This is a genomic window from Polynucleobacter sp. es-MAR-4, from assembly GCF_018882055.1.
Classification (GTDB): domain Bacteria; phylum Pseudomonadota; class Gammaproteobacteria; order Burkholderiales; family Burkholderiaceae; genus Polynucleobacter.
The window spans coordinates 142024-157174 of sequence record NZ_JACVPF010000001.1; the positions used below are offsets into that span (position 1 = coordinate 142024).

The 15151-nt window shown below is 45.7% G+C and carries 16 protein-coding genes; 13 read left to right on the plus strand and 3 right to left on the minus strand.

The window, feature by feature from the left end:
- Position 1 precedes the first annotated feature (1 nt).
- A complete protein-coding gene (gene greA, locus ICN16_RS00640) occupies positions 2-478 on the plus strand; it encodes a transcription elongation factor GreA (RefSeq protein ID WP_216133138.1) in 477 nt (158 codons plus the stop codon).
- 17 nt (positions 479-495) lie between these two features.
- Positions 496-981 (plus strand): DUF4149 domain-containing protein, encoded by a 486-nt coding sequence (locus ICN16_RS00645; protein WP_216133139.1) that lies wholly within the window; start codon positions 496-498, stop codon positions 979-981.
- A gap of 83 nt (positions 982-1064) precedes the next feature.
- On the opposite strand, the gene ICN16_RS00650 is transcribed toward ICN16_RS00645, so the two are convergent.
- On the minus strand, positions 1065-1691 hold the full coding sequence (locus ICN16_RS00650) for a YhbY family RNA-binding protein (RefSeq protein ID WP_216133140.1): 627 nt from the start codon (positions 1689-1691) through the stop codon (positions 1065-1067).
- Between the two features lie 138 nt (positions 1692-1829).
- On the opposite strand from ICN16_RS00650, the gene ICN16_RS00655 reads away from it, so the two are divergent.
- The 11 genes from ICN16_RS00655 (at position 1830) to phoR (ending at position 13521) form a co-directional block, all read left to right on the plus strand.
- Entirely contained in the window at positions 1830-2504 is a 675-nt protein-coding gene (locus tag ICN16_RS00655) for an RlmE family RNA methyltransferase (RefSeq protein ID WP_216133141.1), read from the plus strand.
- 128 nt (positions 2505-2632) lie between these two features.
- Positions 2633-4510, plus strand: coding sequence for an ATP-dependent zinc metalloprotease FtsH (gene ftsH, locus ICN16_RS00660; protein WP_216133142.1), 1878 nt, complete (start codon positions 2633-2635; stop codon positions 4508-4510).
- 10 nt (positions 4511-4520) lie between these two features.
- Positions 4521-5393 (plus strand): dihydropteroate synthase, encoded by an 873-nt coding sequence (folP, locus tag ICN16_RS00665; RefSeq protein WP_216133143.1) that lies wholly within the window; start codon positions 4521-4523, stop codon positions 5391-5393.
- A 52-nt stretch (positions 5394-5445) separates the two neighbouring features.
- On the plus strand, positions 5446-6789 hold the full coding sequence (glmM, locus tag ICN16_RS00670; RefSeq protein ID WP_216133144.1) for a phosphoglucosamine mutase: 1344 nt from the start codon (positions 5446-5448) through the stop codon (positions 6787-6789).
- Positions 6790-6904: 115 nt separating this feature from the next.
- Positions 6905-7927 (plus strand): phosphate ABC transporter substrate-binding protein PstS, encoded by a 1023-nt coding sequence (pstS, locus tag ICN16_RS00675; protein ID WP_216133145.1) that lies wholly within the window; start codon positions 6905-6907, stop codon positions 7925-7927.
- A gap of 83 nt (positions 7928-8010) precedes the next feature.
- Positions 8011-8994 (plus strand): phosphate ABC transporter permease subunit PstC, encoded by a 984-nt coding sequence (gene pstC, locus ICN16_RS00680; protein ID WP_216133146.1) that lies wholly within the window; start codon positions 8011-8013, stop codon positions 8992-8994.
- On the plus strand, positions 8991-9857 hold the full coding sequence (gene pstA / locus ICN16_RS00685) for a phosphate ABC transporter permease PstA (protein ID WP_216133147.1): 867 nt from the start codon (positions 8991-8993) through the stop codon (positions 9855-9857). Before pstC ends, pstA begins: the two co-directional genes overlap by 4 nt.
- Before the next feature lie 56 nt (positions 9858-9913).
- Positions 9914-10705, plus strand: coding sequence for a phosphate ABC transporter ATP-binding protein PstB (pstB, locus tag ICN16_RS00690; RefSeq protein WP_216133148.1), 792 nt, complete (start codon positions 9914-9916; stop codon positions 10703-10705).
- A 12-nt stretch (positions 10706-10717) separates the two neighbouring features.
- Positions 10718-11425 carry a phosphate signaling complex protein PhoU gene (gene phoU, locus ICN16_RS00695; RefSeq protein ID WP_216133149.1) on the plus strand — a complete coding sequence of 236 codons (708 nt, stop codon included), beginning with the start codon at positions 10718-10720 and terminating at the stop codon, positions 11423-11425.
- A 21-nt stretch (positions 11426-11446) separates the two neighbouring features.
- Positions 11447-12160: a phosphate regulon transcriptional regulator PhoB gene (gene phoB / locus ICN16_RS00700; RefSeq protein WP_216133150.1), complete on the plus strand. Its 714-nt coding sequence runs from the start codon at positions 11447-11449 to the stop codon at positions 12158-12160.
- Between the two features lie 62 nt (positions 12161-12222).
- The gene (gene phoR / locus ICN16_RS00705) at positions 12223-13521 is read left to right on the plus strand and encodes a phosphate regulon sensor histidine kinase PhoR (RefSeq protein WP_216133151.1); all 1299 of its coding nucleotides are present in this window, start codon (positions 12223-12225) and stop codon (positions 13519-13521) included.
- Positions 13522-13536: 15 nt separating this feature from the next.
- Here the strand turns inward: phoR and ICN16_RS00710 are convergent, their stop codons facing one another.
- Both ICN16_RS00710 and ICN16_RS00715 read right to left on the minus strand, forming a co-directional pair.
- Complete coding sequence (locus tag ICN16_RS00710; RefSeq protein WP_216133152.1) at positions 13537-13761, minus strand: hypothetical protein; 225 nt, start codon at positions 13759-13761, stop codon at positions 13537-13539.
- Between the two features lie 233 nt (positions 13762-13994).
- Positions 13995-15005, minus strand: a complete 1011-nt coding sequence (locus tag ICN16_RS00715) for a CorA family divalent cation transporter (protein ID WP_216133153.1) — start codon at positions 15003-15005, stop codon at positions 13995-13997.
- Between the last annotated feature and the right edge of the window lie 146 nt (positions 15006-15151).

Consider the following 15151-nt stretch of genomic DNA (forward strand, 5'->3'; position numbering starts at 1 on the left):
CATGAACACAATCCCCATTACTAAGCGTGGCGCAGAGCTGCTCAAAGAAGAGCTACATCGCTTAAAGCATGTGGAGCGTCCATCGGTGATCAACGCTATCTCTGAAGCGCGTGCGCAGGGTGATCTCTCTGAGAACGCGGAATACGATGCCGCCAAAGAGAAGCAAGGTTTTATTGAAGGGCGCATTCAGGAGCTTGAAGGCAAGTTATCTGCAGCACAAATCATTGATCCAGCTACTTTGGATGTTAATGGCCGCGTAGTATTTGGTGCGACCGTGGATCTTGAAGACTTGGAAGATGGCACTAAGTTCACGTATCAGATCGTTGGTGACGATGAGGCTGATATTGCTGTCAATAAGATCTCTATCAGCTCACCGATTGCTCGTGCTTTGATTAGCAAGGAAGAGGGCGACGTTGTTGCGGTTCAAGCTCCTGGTGGTAATCGCGAAGTAGAAATTCTCGCGGTTCGTTACATCTAATACAAACCATAATCAATATGCAGACTTTGGAAGCTTCTCATCACTTGGGGGCTCAAAGACTCTTTATTGTGATTGCGGGTTTATGGGTCGGTAGTCTGCTTACTGTGGGCTACTTGGTTGCTCCAGCTATTTTCAGCACGATGACCGATCGTCAAGCAGCCGGTATGGTTGCTGGCAGCATCTTCAAGCTAGAGGCTTACCTGAGTTTGATCGTGTGTATTGGCTTGATGGTTCTAGCCAATCTTTTGGTTAACCGTGGTCTCAATCAATTTAGACTGATTCGTTGGGTTTTATTAGGGATGCTGTTGTGTTCTATCGCAGCGGCATTTGTTTTTATTCCCTGGATGAATGCCCTCCGAGATAACGCTTTAGCCCAAGGCATGCCAGTCATGCTCTCTCCCTCAGCCACTTTGTTTGGAAGACTGCATGGTGTCTCCAGCGTCTTATTTATGCTGCAGAGTCTTCTGGGAATCTTCTTGGTTTGGCGCCTCACGAAGAGGTGAGATAAGTAGCAATACCAGAGGTAAGTAATAAAAAACGCCGACTAGCGGCGTTTTTCTGGGAAGCATCTTCAGTACTCTGTGTGTTATGAGCCCAATGATTTCTTCTTCGTGCTACTCATGCGCACTTTGCGTTTCTTAATAGGTGCAGGCGCTGCAACTGCCTTACGGTAGCCAGGTGATGACCAACCAATTTTGGACTCGGCAGCATCAGCTCTTAGAACACGTTTTTTCGGAGCAGCGCTTTTTGCAGCGGCAACTCTTTCAAAAGGCGACTTGCTAGCAGCTGAGCGTCGGTCTGATCTCTCGGAGGTGCTGGTACGAACACCGGCTTTTGCAACAACCCGATTCGGTTGACGCTTAGTGCGAGGCGCTTGCAATGATTTCTTAGTTTGCTTGCTGGATCTTCCCAGATTGGAAAGGGCCGCATCAACAATATCAATCGGCTTCCAAAGTACGAGCAATTTTCCGATGTGCTGAACAGGCGCTGCGCCAAGTTTGTCGCAAAGCTCTTCATAGATGGCAATGCGCGCATCACGGTCATCGCCAAAGACGCGAACTTTAATCAAGCCGTGATGAGAAATGGCCAACTTAGCCTCTTTCACGACCGCAGGGGTCAGGCCATCGCCACCAATCATGACGACCGGACTCAGTCCATGAGCGTCAGCTTTAAGAGATTTACGTTGTGCTGGGGTAATAGTAAGTGCAGTCATGGGCTCGATGATAGAGCATTAGGGCTTGTAAAACAGGCCATTCGACCCCATATAAGCTGATATCAAGAAGTTTTACGTCGATTCCTTTTGCCTTGTGGGGCATAAACAAGGAAAATGGACGCCGAAAGTGGGTAAGTTGTGGCAAAGAATAAATTTAATAAAAGTTGGTTGCAGGATCACTTAAATGATCCGTATGTGAAGATGGCTCAAAAAGAGGGCTATCGTGCACGAGCCGTTTATAAGCTGAGTGAAATAGACGAGCAAGACCGACTCATCAAAGCAGGTATGACCATTGTGGATCTCGGGAGTGCTCCTGGGAGCTGGTCTCAGTACGCCCGTAATCGCTTAACTGAGCTGGGTAAAAACAATCCTAATATTGAATCTGGCAAGCCAGATGGAACCATTATTGCGATTGATATTCTGCCGATGGAGGATATTGCGGATGTTTCCTTTATTCAGGGGGACTTTCGTGAGGATGAGGGTTTAAAGGCCCTTGAGGCGCTTTTACCTGCCGATGCTGATGGAAAAGTGGACCTGGTGATGTCTGATATGGCTCCCAATCTATCTGGGGTTGGGGTAGCGGATGCAGCCCGAATGGCCTTTTTGGCGGAAATTGCCTTGGATTTCTCGGTCCAGCACCTCAAACCAGAAGGCGCATTACTCATTAAGTGCTTTAACGGTAGTGGCTACAGTCAAATCGTGGAATCCTTTAAAAAAGTCTTCAAAACAGTGGCCTCTAGAAAGCCAAAAGCCTCCAGAGCCAAGTCCTCTGAAATCTTTTTGCTTGGCCGGGACCTCAAACCACCTAAATAACCCCCATAAAGTAGGGGGTTTATTAAATAAATTGGCTCTCAGCCCTTGAAAAAGCCTGGTAGTAGAATCAAATACTTAGATATAGCAATCCGCTTTAACTCCCGGATTAATCCGGCAAAGGTCTCCTTTTGAATAGCAATATGTTGCAAAAAATTGGCGTGTGGCTCATTGTGGGTCTGGTGCTGTTCACTGTTTTTAAACAGTTTGATAAGCCCAAAGATCAAACACAAGTTACCTATTCTCAATTCATGGACGATGCCAAAGCTGGCAAAGTGAAGCGAGTTGACGTGCAAGGCCGCACATTGCAAGTGACGCCAAACGACGGCAATAAATATTCCATTATTTCCCCAGGGGATATCTGGATGGTTGGCGACCTTATGAAATTTGGTGTTCAGGTCACTGGTAAAGCGGATGATGAGCCAAATATGTTGGTCTCTGCCTTGTACTATCTTGGACCTACTTTATTGATTATTGGTTTCTGGTTCTTCATGATGCGTCAGATGCAAGGTGGCGGTAAGGGTGGGGCATTCTCTTTCGGCAAATCTAAAGCGCGCTTAATTGACGAGAATAGCAATACTGTTACTTTTGCTGATGTTGCTGGTTGCGATGAAGCTAAAGAAGAAGTCTTTGAGATTGTTGACTTCTTAAAAGATCCACAAAAGTTTCAAAAGCTTGGCGGTCGCATTCCGCATGGTGTATTGCTGGTAGGCCCTCCGGGTACCGGTAAGACCCTGCTGGCACGTGCAATTGCGGGCGAAGCAAAAGTACCATTCTTTTCTATCTCTGGTTCAGACTTCGTAGAGATGTTTGTTGGTGTTGGTGCATCACGCGTGCGTGATATGTTCGAGAACGCTAAGAAAAATTCTCCTTGCATCATCTTTATTGATGAGATCGATGCGGTTGGTCGCCATCGTGGTGCCGGTATGGGTGGTGGTAATGATGAGCGCGAACAAACTCTCAACCAAATGTTGGTAGAGATGGACGGCTTTGAGAGCAATAGCGGTGTCATCGTGGTTGCTGCAACTAACCGTTCTGACGTATTGGATCGTGCATTGTTGCGTCCTGGTCGTTTTGACCGTCAGGTACACGTTGGCTTGCCAGACATTCGCGGTCGCGAACAAATTCTGCAAGTGCATATGCGCAAAGTTCCGATTGATCCAGATGTAGACGCAGCTGTATTAGCGCGTGGTACTCCTGGTTTCTCGGGCGCAGATTTAGCAAACTTGGTAAATGAGTCAGCATTGTTTGCAGCACGTCGTAACAAGCGTGCCGTAGATATGAAGGACTTTGAAGATGCTAAAGACAAGATCTATATGGGCCCTGAGCGCAAGTCTGCAGTAATGCGTGAAGAAGAACGCCGTAATACGGCGTATCACGAGTCAGGCCATGCAGTGGTTGCCAAAGTATTGCCTAAGGCAGATCCAGTTCATAAGGTCACCATCATGCCGCGCGGCATGGCTCTTGGTGTTACTTGGCAGTTGCCAGAGTTTGATCGTGTGAACTTGTATAAAGATCGCATGATGGAAGAGTTGGCGATTTTGTTTGGTGGCCGTGCTGCCGAAGAAGTGTTCTTGCATTCCATGAGCACTGGTGCATCGAATGACTTTGAGCGCGCTACCAAAATGGCGCGCGATATGGTGACACGTTACGGCATGAGTGATAGCTTAGGTACGATGGTTTATGTCGATACCGAATCTGAAAGCATGTTCGGTCGCACTAGTTCAAAGACAGTTTCTGAACTCACTCAGCAAAAGGTGGATGCAGAGATTCGTGCATTGGTCGATAGCCAGTATGCGTTGGCAAGATCTATCCTTGAGCAAAACCGTGACAAGGTTGAAGCCATGGTTGCTGCTTTGCTTGAATGGGAAACCATTGATGCTGAGCAGATTACCGACATCATGGAAGGTCGCCCACCACGTGCACCTAAGCCACCACCAGCAACTCAGTTTGGTAACTCCGCTGGTACGCCAGGCCCTGCGGCTGGAGCTGCTCCAGCAACTGCCTAATTAGTTCTAAATGACTAAGCAAACTCTGCCCGCAACATGGCGTTGCGGGCGTTTTCTTTTTGACTTCACCAAACGCAGGACACCGCTGGTGATGGGTATTCTGAACGCCACGCCAGACTCATTTTCTGATGGCGGCAAGTTCAGAACACCAAGTGATGCGATTGCTCAAGCGGAGCGCATGATTGCCAATGGCGTAGACATGATTGATATCGGCGGGGAATCCACTCGCCCTGGTGCCGAACCCGTTTCCTTGCAAGAAGAGTTGGATCGTGTCTTGCCAGTCATTGATGCTTTAAAAGATTGCGGCGTTGCTCTATCGATTGATACCTACAAAGCCGAGACAATGCGTCAAGCACTTAATGCTGGAGTGGATTGCGTCAACGATGTGTGGGCATTGCGGCAAGAGGGTGCAGTAGAGGCTGTCATCGAGAGCGATAAAGATAATCCAGATAAGCAATGCGGCATTGTTTTAATGCATATGCAACGTGACCCACAAACGATGCAATTTGATCCCGAGTATCAAGATGTGATTGCTGAGGTGAAAGTATTTTTACAAGAGCGCGCAAGCTTACTAGAGAATCAAGGTGTGGCTAAAAATCGAATTGCTATTGATCCCGGCTTTGGGTTTGGTAAAAGTCTTGAGCACAACCTCAAAATGCTGGCTGATTTTGAGCAATTCTCGCAATTGGGCTATCCGGTATTGGCGGGAATTTCTCGTAAATCTATGTTGGGTAAGTTGACCGGTCGTGATACCAATGATCGGGTGGCGCCTAGTGTTGCGGCCGCCATTCTGGCTGCCGACCGGGGCGCTCGCATCATTCGTGTCCATGATGTTCAGGAGACAGTCGACTCCTTAAAGCTCTGGGAAGCCATTCAAGGTTAATTACGCGGTAATCCGTGCCTGGCAAAAGGCCGCAAGTTTTATAATTAAACCCATGAAAAAACAATACTTTGGTACTGATGGCATTCGCGGTGAAGTGGGGCAATTTCCGATTGTTCCGGAGTTCATTACTCGCCTTGGATATGCTGCTGGAAAAGTACTAAGCAGCCAGGCAAAGCCTGGTGAGCGCTGCAAGATTCTGATTGGTAAAGATACGCGTGTTTCTGGTTATTTATTGGAAGCTGCGTTAGAGGCTGGCTTTGCTGCCGCCGGTGTTGATGTGATGCTCTGCGGGCCAATGCCTACCCCAGGCGTTGCGTATCTCACTAAAGCATTGCGTTTATCTGCAGGTGTGGTGATTTCAGCATCACACAACGCTTATCAAGATAACGGTATTAAATTCTTCTCCGCCGAAGGTGGAAAATTAAGCGATGAGTTTGAATTAGCAATCGAAGCTGAGCTCGCGAAGCCAATGGGTTGTGTCAGCTCAAAAGAGCTCGGCAAGGCTTTCCGTTTGGACGATGCTGCTGGTCGTTATATTGAATTCTGCAAATCCACCTTTCCAGGCGAGCTCAATCTCAAGGGCATGAAGTTGGTGGTGGATTGCGCCCATGGTGCTGCGTACCATACCGCTCCTCACGTATTTCATGAACTTGGCGCAGAAGTAATCTCTATTGGCGTTCAACCAGATGGCCGCAACATCAATGATGGCTTTGGTGCAACATCTCCTGAAGCATTGATTGCCAAAGTTAAAGAAACCAAAGCGGATCTTGGCATTGCTTTGGATGGGGATGCTGATCGCTTACAAATGGTGGATGCCTCCGGCAGATTATTCAATGGCGATGAACTTCTTTACGTGCTTGCAAAAGATCGTATCGAGCGTGGCCATGCAATGGGTGGAGTCGTTGGTACTTTAATGACGAACCTTGCCGTAGAAAATGCAATTAAAGATTTGGGCATTGGATTTGAGCGTGCCAATGTGGGCGACCGTTATGTCCTTGAGTTGCTCAAACAAAAAGGCTGGATTATTGGCGGCGAAGGTTCAGGTCATTTGCTTTGCTTAGATCAGCATTCAACCGGTGATGGCACTATTGCCGCACTGCAGGTGCTAGCGGCCATGAGTCAGACTAAGAAGAGCTTGGTTCAACTCCTGGAGTCCGTCAAAATCTTCCCCCAAGTACTTCTGAATATCAAATTTAAGGCTGGATACGACTGGAAGTCTGATAACACCCTCAAATCGAAGATTAGTCAGGTCGAGAGTGATCTCAAAGGCACGGGTAGGGTACTCATTCGCGCCTCAGGCACAGAACCTGTCCTAAGGGTTATGGTGGAGGCTCAAGACGGCAATGTGGCCATGAGCTCGGCTAAGAGCATTGCTGACCTAGTCCCAACCGCTTAAAACCGCCATTTTTGGGCTTTTTTTGAGGGTTTTGGGTTTGTCACAATACCGTCACACACAATCCGTATCGTTCATCCATCGCAATCTTGCGTGAACTTAACGAGGATCTTTCCACATGAAATCTTTTTTGAAAAAAGCGCTCGTGATCGGTGCTATTTCATTGGCTCCAGTTGCCTATGCTGCTGATATGACTGGTGCTGGCGCAACATTCCCATACCCTGCATACTCCAAATGGGCTGAAGCTTACAAAGCTAAGACAGGCTCAAACTTGAACTACCAGTCCATTGGTTCTTCTGGCGGTATCAAGCAAATGAAAGCCAAGACAGTGGATTTTGGCGCTTCTGATAATCCAGTGAAGTTCGATGATCTAGAAAAAGAAGGTTGGGTTCAGTTCCCAGCAATTATTGGTGGCGTGGTTCCGGTTATCAACGTTGACGGTATTGCTCCCGGCCAAATCAAAATTGATGGTCCAACATTGGCTGACATTTTTCAAGGCAACATTACAAATTGGAATGACAAGCGTATCGCTATCATGAATCCAGGCGTGAAGATTCCAGCTGGTGATATTACTGTTGTTCATCGTGCTGATGGATCTGGTACTACAGCGATTTTTACTGATTACCTAGCTAAAGTGAGCTCACTTTGGAAGGATGCCGTTGGTTCTGGCGCTGCTGTTAAATGGCCTGCAGCATCATCTGTTGGTGGTAAGGGTAACGAAGGTGTTGCAGCGAACGTTTCTCGCGTAAAGAACTCAATCGGTTATGTTGAGTATGCTTATGCCAAGAAAAATAAAATGACTCACATGAATGTGAAAAACGCTGCTGGTGAATTCGTTGCGCCTGATGATGTGACATTTGCTGCCGCTGCTGCTGGCACTGATTGGTCAAAGGTTCCAGGCATGGGTACATTCATTACCAATGCTCCTGGTGCTAAATCTTGGCCAATTACAGGCGCATCATTCATCTTGTTATACAAAAACCCTGAAAACAAAGCGAACTCAGCTGAAGTGATTAAGTTTTTTGACTTTGCTTTCAAAGAAGGCAAACAAATGGCAGCTGCATTAGATTATGTTCCAATGCCCGATGCAACAACTGATTACATCCGTAAGAATGTTTTTCCTAAGGTTGCTGTCAAGTAATACTGTTAGATTGAATACTTAATCTCAACACTGGAGCAGCCCCGCAATGTGTGGGGCTGTTTCAATATTTAACTAAGCTTACTATGATTGAATTATCACACTCAGCTCCGACGCCTCAGGCGTTGCGTATCGCTAAGTTGCAGCGTATTCAAGATTTCTTATTTCATGCAGTTACACAATTTTTTGCCTTGTCAGTGCTCATCGCTCTGATAGGTATTATTATTTCCCTCATTATTAATGCTTGGCCCGCTTTGGACAAATTCGGTATTGGATTTTTCTTTACTAAAGAGTGGGATATTGTTAATGGTGAGTTTGGCGGCTTAATTGCTATTTATGGCACTGTAGTAACCTCATTAATTGCGCTACTCATTGCCGTCCCATTGAGTTTCGGTATCGCAGTATTTTTAACTGAACTATGTCCGGGTCCTCTGCGTAGGCCCTTGGGTACGGCAGTTGAGTTACTTGCGGCCGTACCTTCAATTATTTACGGCATGTTCGGTCTCTTTATTTTTGCACCACTATTCGGTGAATATATCCAGCCTGCTTTAGCTGGAACCCTTGGACAAATCCCTGGATTGGGAATCTTATTTTCAGGTGCATTTAATGGTATCGGCATCCTCTGTGCTGGCCTGATTCTGGCAATGATGATTCTGCCGTTCATCGCATCTGTTATGCGTGATGTGTTTGAAATTGTTCCGCCAGTGCTCAAAGAGTCTGCCTACGGGATTGGTTGCACCACTTGGGAAGTTGTCAAGAATGTTGTCCTTCCGTATACCAAAGCCGGTGTAATTGGTGGTGTCATGCTTGGATTGGGCAGGGCGCTGGGTGAAACCATGGCGGTCACCTTCGTTATTGGCAACGCACATCGCCTGTCCGCTTCTTTGTTTGCTCCAGGAAACTCGATTGCATCAACATTGGCTAATGAGTTTGGTGAGGCAGAGCTTGGACCGCATTACTCATCTCTATTTGCGCTTGGTCTTGCGCTATTTTTCATCACCTTTATTGTTTTAGCTATCGCTAAATGGATGTTGATGAATATGGAGAAAAAGCAAGGACTAAAGACATGAACAATAGCTCCAATATTAATCCGGATGTATTTGCAAAGCGAAAGCGTGCAAATAAAATTGGCTTAGCTTTATCAACCTCAGCTATGGCCATAGGCATGTTATTTCTGCTTTGGATCTTGAGCGTCTTATTCTTAAAAGGATTCTCATCTATTAGCTTGGATGTATTCACCCACAGCACTCCAGCACCTGGATCTGAGGGCGGGGGCTTAGCTAATGCTATTGTTGGCAGCCTAATGATTGTGGCGAGCTGTACTTTAATCAGTACTCCTATTGGTGTTCTGGCCGGCTTGTATTTATCAGAGTATGGCGATAGAAGTAAGGTGGCATCCATCACTCGATTCGTTACTGACATCATGCTGTCGGCGCCATCGATTGTGATTGGCTTATTCGTCTATGCAATTGTGGTTGCCCAGGTGCGTCATTTTTCTGGTTGGGCGGGTACTATTGCCTTGGCCTTGATTGCAATTCCAGTAGTGGTTCGCACAACCGAGAACATGTTGCGCCTTGTCCCTGGTAGTTTGCGTGAGGCAGCTTATGCCTTGGGAACTCCAAAATGGAAGGTGGCTTTTATGATTACCCTACGCGCTGCTCAGAGCGGTGTGATTACCGGTATCTTACTGGCCTTAGCGCGTGTTAGCGGTGAAACTGCTCCACTACTATTTACAGCGCTGAATAACCAATTTTTCTCAACCAATATGAATGCCCCGATGGCGAACCTGCCAGTTGTGATCTTCCAGTTTGCAATGAGCCCTTATGATAACTGGGTTGATTTGGCGTGGGCAGCAGCCTTATTAATTACCTTTGCAGTGTTAGGGCTCAACATCCTCGCCCGCGTAGTTTTCCGTGAAAAAGTGCAAAGCTAATGGCTGACATGAAAACACTGTTCGACTTAAATACAATCGATAGTCAAGGAATTAGAATGAACGACAACACCCAAATCCAAACTGCAAATGAAGTTAAGAATGCTATTGAGGTACGCAATCTGAACTTTTTCTACGGTAGTTTCCAGGGACTTAAGAATATCAATTTAGATATCGAAGAAGGTAAGGTTACCGCCTTTATCGGACCATCTGGCTGTGGAAAATCCACTTTATTAAGAACCTTGAATCGTATGTATGACCTTTATCCTGGTCAGCGCGCAGAGGGTGAAATTAATTTCTATGGTCAAAATATTTTAGAGTCAGGCCAGGACTTAAACCTACTACGCTCACGTATTGGTATGGTTTTCCAGAAACCAACCCCATTCCCAATGTCTATCTACGAGAACATTGCTTTTGGCGTTCGTCTTTACGAAAAACTTTCACGCTCCGAAATGGATGAGCGTGTTGAGTGGGCTTTGAATAAAGCAGCCCTATGGAATGAGGCTAAAGATAAGCTAAATCAAAGCGGCTTATCCCTCTCTGGTGGACAGCAGCAACGCCTCTGTATTGCTCGGGGTGTGGCCGTTAAGCCGTCCGTTATCTTGCTTGATGAACCTACTTCAGCCCTTGATCCAATTTCTACCGGAAAGATTGAAGAGTTGATTAACGAACTTAAGCATGAATATACGATTGCTATCGTTACTCATAATATGCAACAGGCTGCTCGCGTCTCCGATTACACTGCTTATATGTACCTTGGTAGTCTTATCGAATACGGCAAGACAGATGAAATATTCATCAAGCCTAAACGTAAAGAAACAGAAGATTACATTACCGGTCGATTCGGTTAATTGGAGACACAAATGCCAGATAAACACCTTTCATCACAGTTTGATGCAGATTTAAATTCTCTCTCTAGCCGTTTGTTAGAGATGGGCGGCTTAGTTGAGTCGCAAATTTCTTCAGCTATGCGTGCCTTTACGCAAATGGATATTGATACTTGTAATATCGTTATTGCAAATGAGAAATTAGTCAACGATCTAGAAATTCAGATTGACTCGGCATGCACTGAGTTGATCGCTCGTCGCCAGCCTACAGCCCGTGATTTACGCTTAGTGATGGCTGTTTCTAAAGCGATTACTAATTTAGAGCGTGCTGGCGATGAGGCGGAACGCGTAGCCAAAAGAACCAAGCGCCTAATTGAGTCGGGCGCAACCCATAATATTAATGTGGCAGAGATTCGTTTGTCAGGTCAGATGGCTATTTCATCACTGCGCCGCAGCTTGGATGCATTCGCTCGTTTAGACACGGTCGCTGCTGCTGAGGTTGTGCAGGAGGATCGTCAGATTGATGAAGAATTTAGAGGTTTTGTTCGTAAGCTGATTTCATACATGATGGAAGATCCACATACTATTTCAACGGGACTGGATATGTTGACTATTGCTAAGGCAATTGAACGTATTGGTGATCACGCAAAGAATATTGCTGAATTCGTGATTTATATTGCCAAAGGCTCCGATGTGCGTCATATCCCCCATGAGGATTTGGTCCGCGAGGCAAATAAACCGTAACTAGCCAAAGCGGAATCCCAGATGACTCACCGAATATTGATTGTTGAGGATGAGCCTTCGATTGCTGAGCTCATTGCAATCAACCTGACTCATGCAGGCTACGAAGTGGAGAGGGCTCTTCAAACTGATCTCGCTATGAATTTGATGCGAGATGAGTTGCCCTCCCTTTTAATCTTGGACTGGATGCTCCCTGGTAAGTCTGGCGTTCAGTTTGCTAAAGAGCTGCGCTTGAATGAGCGTACCCGCTCTCTACCCATTCTGATGCTGACAGCCAAAAGTGACGAGTCAGATAAGGTTTTAGGGCTCGATTCTGGTGCAGACGACTACGTAACTAAGCCTTTCTCACCCAAGGAATTGGTTGCACGTGTAAAGGCACTTTTACGTCGCCAAGTGCCAACAGAGGACTCTGGACCTCTATCTGTAGGTCCGTTAAGAATGGATCCACTCTCTCATCGTGTAACGGCTGTTTGGCCCAATATCGAGCCTCAACCCGTTCCCTTGGGGCCTACCGAATATCGCCTTTTACAGTTCTTGATGGCCAATCCTGAAAGGGTGCATTCTCGGGCAAATTTGCTTGATAAGGTTTGGGGAAACGAGGTTTATATCGAGGAGCGGACGGTAGACGTCCATATCAAGAGGTTAAGAGCAGCCCTGTCTCCTACGGACTGTGATCGCTATATTGAGACGGTTCGGGGCAGTGGTTATCGTATTACTAAGACGCCAACCCAGACCTAATTAGAATCAGGCCTCACACCAGAGTTTTGGATCCGATTGAGCAAATGCTCTAAGATTGCCTAATGTTATCCGTTATTTCCCGTTTTATTCTGCTTATTTGCCTAGCCTTTCTTGCTGCCTATATAGCATCATCCAATTTGGGCCATTACTACGGGGTTGCGGCAGCAATATCGGTGCTTGCAGTGCCCTTGATTTATTCCTACATTAATTTAGCCCGTTTAAGAAGATTTACCTTATCCGACTCAGTCGAATCCATGCCTTTGCCGAGCGGTTATTGGGAGGAGATTTTTTTTCGCCTACAGCGCTTAGTCCGCAATCTGAAGCAGCAAATACTATCCATCGAAAAACAGCACAATCGTTTTATTGAGGCTTTTCAGGCTTCGCCTAATGGCATTGTGATGTTGGATAGTGAGGATCATATTGAGTGGTGCAATGCCATTGCTGAACGGTTCTTTGGCTTGAGTTTTAAGCGTGATGCGCTTCAGAGGATTAATTTTCTGATTCGACGCCCAGAATTTATCCAGTATTTGTATAAGAGAGCCTTTGAGGATCCTTTATTGATGGAGAGGATGGGCCCAAGCTCTAATCTGAGTTTGATGTTGCAAATCTTCCCATTTGGTGACCAGAGGCATCTCTTGCTTGTTCAGGATGTAACAGATCTGCAGAAGGCTGATGCAATGCGACGTGATTTCGTAGCAAACGTTTCGCATGAAATGAGAACGCCAATTACGGTCTTAATGGGATTTTTAGAGACTATGCAGTCGCTAGATCTTGAAAAGTCTCAGCAAAGTCAGTATTTTGAAATGATGATGTCTCAGGCTCAGAGAATGAAGAGTCTGGTGGAGGATTTATTGACTCTAGCGAACCTAGAAGCAAATACCCTACCTGCTTCTCTTGAAAAAATTAATATTGCCACTCTGATGGCGCTATTAAAGAATGATGCGGAGGCGCTTTCTCAGGGTCGTCATGCGTTTAGTTTTGAGGTTTTGAACCAGAGTTATCTATTGGGTGAAGAGAGGGAGATTCTTTCTGCATTTGGTAACTTAGTCTCCAATGCCATTAGATACACACCAGATATCGCTTCAATTCATGTGACATGGTCCGTAAATGAGCATGGTGAGGGTGAGTTTTCAGTTGCGGACACAGGCCCTGGAATTGCTTCGGAGCACCTCTCCCGGCTTACTGAACGCTTTTATCGCGTAGATAGAAGTCGCTCTAGAGATACCGGGGGAACTGGTTTAGGGTTGGCAATTGTTAAGCACATTGCGAATCGCCATCAAGCCCAATTGATTATCAATAGCACGCCTGGGCAGGGAAGTACCTTTACCCTTCGCTTTCCTAAGGAGCGTATTTCAACTTAGAGGCGCTTCAACTGCTTAGTCCTTCTTGTCTTTTTTATCTTTCTTGTCCTTCTTGTCCTTTTTCTTCTTGGATTCTTTAGGCAGCTTATCTAACTTGCCATTGGCATATAAGCACCACACCTTGATTTCCTCAAGTAGCTCATTTAAATCTTCATAGGATAAATTTTTAAAGTCTTGTAGGCCAATAGCACCAGACTCTTGTAGCTGTTTTACGGCATCTTCATATTTATATTGGCTCATGGATATCCAGGTAAAAGTAATAAGAACAAAAGAATGCTAGCAAAGTAATATGACAAAATCGCTTTTTTGTCTCATAAAGGGTTTTTAATTCAGATTGCGGGAGATTTCGGGGTGATGTTTAGTCCCAGCAATCCCTCCCTTGTATGAGAGCTGCTTGTTTCCGTTGGGCACCCATTCGATACTCGGGGACGAGTCCCAATTGCTTACTTTTTAAGCAATCTTGCAGCCCACTATTAAATGATTTTTCTGATTTTAAGAGCGATATATACGGAAGCGCCGGCAGCAGCCATCAGCGCCATGACGATGTAAAAAGATTCTTTGAGGCCTGGTAAATCCTCCATATTCATGCCCATGATGCCGGTGAGGAGCGTCATAGGTAAGAAGATTACCGTCATAACAGACAAGACCTGCAGATTTTTTGCATTGAATTCGGCAACGTGAGCAGCCTGCTCATCCTGCAACACTTTTGCACGATCATATAGATTGGAAATTTCCTGGACCAAGAACGAGAGCAATTCTAAATCGTCATTTAGGCGGAACTTATCGTCCTCAGAAAACCAGTAGGGTAGACGCTTTTGTAGCCGATGTAAGGCAATCAGTTCGGGTGAGAATTGACGTCTCAGGCGACTGCATTGAATGCGAATCCTGCCTAAAAACTCATGTTCAGGAAGCTCTTTGCCTTTAAGGAGAAGCTCCTCTAAGTCATCCATGGTTTCGGATAAATTGATAAGGAGAGTTCGCAAGTATTCTGCGCGTAAATCAATCAGCTCATGAAAGAGTTCGATTGCGGAACTGGGGCTGAGTAAGCCGGAGCGCAAATCAGATCGCAGGCGATCAGTCGTTCGTAGTGGGATATTTCTTAAGGAGATCATGAGTCTCGGAGTAAGAATGGCCCAAAGAGTACCCAAGTCACCATTACTAAGATCATCTCCAAACTCTTGCTCAAAATCATTCATCACCATCAATAGGCAATCATCTAGCTTTTCAATTCTTTCCAGGCGACTTCGAGTTACCCCCTCATCGATCATCTCTACAACTCGATCTGGGATGAGGGAGGTATTTTTAAGCCAGCGCTGAACTTGAGAATTGGATAAGTTGAGATGTAACCAAACTGATAAATCTGAATTATTCAAGGCATCTGCAATATCAAATAAGGGGATTTCATAATTCTTTCCATCAGCTGTCATCGCCCATGCAAAAACAACACCATTAATAGGGAAGGGGAGGGTAGTAATTAAAGTCAAAATGAGGCGCCTAAGTTAGCTAAAAAATATTTATCAATAGTAAGTGTTTGACATTAGCCTGAAATACTCAGGCGATAAGATAAAAAGCAATTATGTTGGTTAACTCTATGGAGGTTTTTATGAAGCAATTTTTTATGAAAGTGCTG

Coding starts and splice junctions, on each gene's coding strand:
- pstC (WP_216133146.1), top strand. CDS start 8,011: ATGATTGAATTATCACACTCAGCTCCGACGCCTCAGGCGTTGCGTATC.
- ICN16_RS00645 (WP_216133139.1), top strand. CDS start 496: ATGCAGACTTTGGAAGCTTCTCATCACTTGGGGGCTCAAAGACTCTTT.
- pstB (WP_216133148.1), top strand. CDS start 9,914: ATGAACGACAACACCCAAATCCAAACTGCAAATGAAGTTAAGAATGCT.
- greA (WP_216133138.1), top strand. CDS start 2: ATGAACACAATCCCCATTACTAAGCGTGGCGCAGAGCTGCTCAAAGAA.
- pstA (WP_216133147.1), top strand. CDS start 8,991: ATGAACAATAGCTCCAATATTAATCCGGATGTATTTGCAAAGCGAAAG.
- phoR (WP_216133151.1), top strand. CDS start 12,223: ATGTTATCCGTTATTTCCCGTTTTATTCTGCTTATTTGCCTAGCCTTT.
- pstS (WP_216133145.1), top strand. CDS start 6,905: ATGAAATCTTTTTTGAAAAAAGCGCTCGTGATCGGTGCTATTTCATTG.
- ICN16_RS00650 (WP_216133140.1), bottom strand. CDS start 1,691: ATGACTGCACTTACTATTACCCCAGCACAACGTAAATCTCTTAAAGCT.
- phoB (WP_216133150.1), top strand. CDS start 11,447: ATGACTCACCGAATATTGATTGTTGAGGATGAGCCTTCGATTGCTGAG.
- ICN16_RS00710 (WP_216133152.1), bottom strand. CDS start 13,761: ATGAGCCAATATAAATATGAAGATGCCGTAAAACAGCTACAAGAGTCT.
- folP (WP_216133143.1), top strand. CDS start 4,521: ATGACTAAGCAAACTCTGCCCGCAACATGGCGTTGCGGGCGTTTTCTT.
- phoU (WP_216133149.1), top strand. CDS start 10,718: ATGCCAGATAAACACCTTTCATCACAGTTTGATGCAGATTTAAATTCT.
- glmM (WP_216133144.1), top strand. CDS start 5,446: ATGAAAAAACAATACTTTGGTACTGATGGCATTCGCGGTGAAGTGGGG.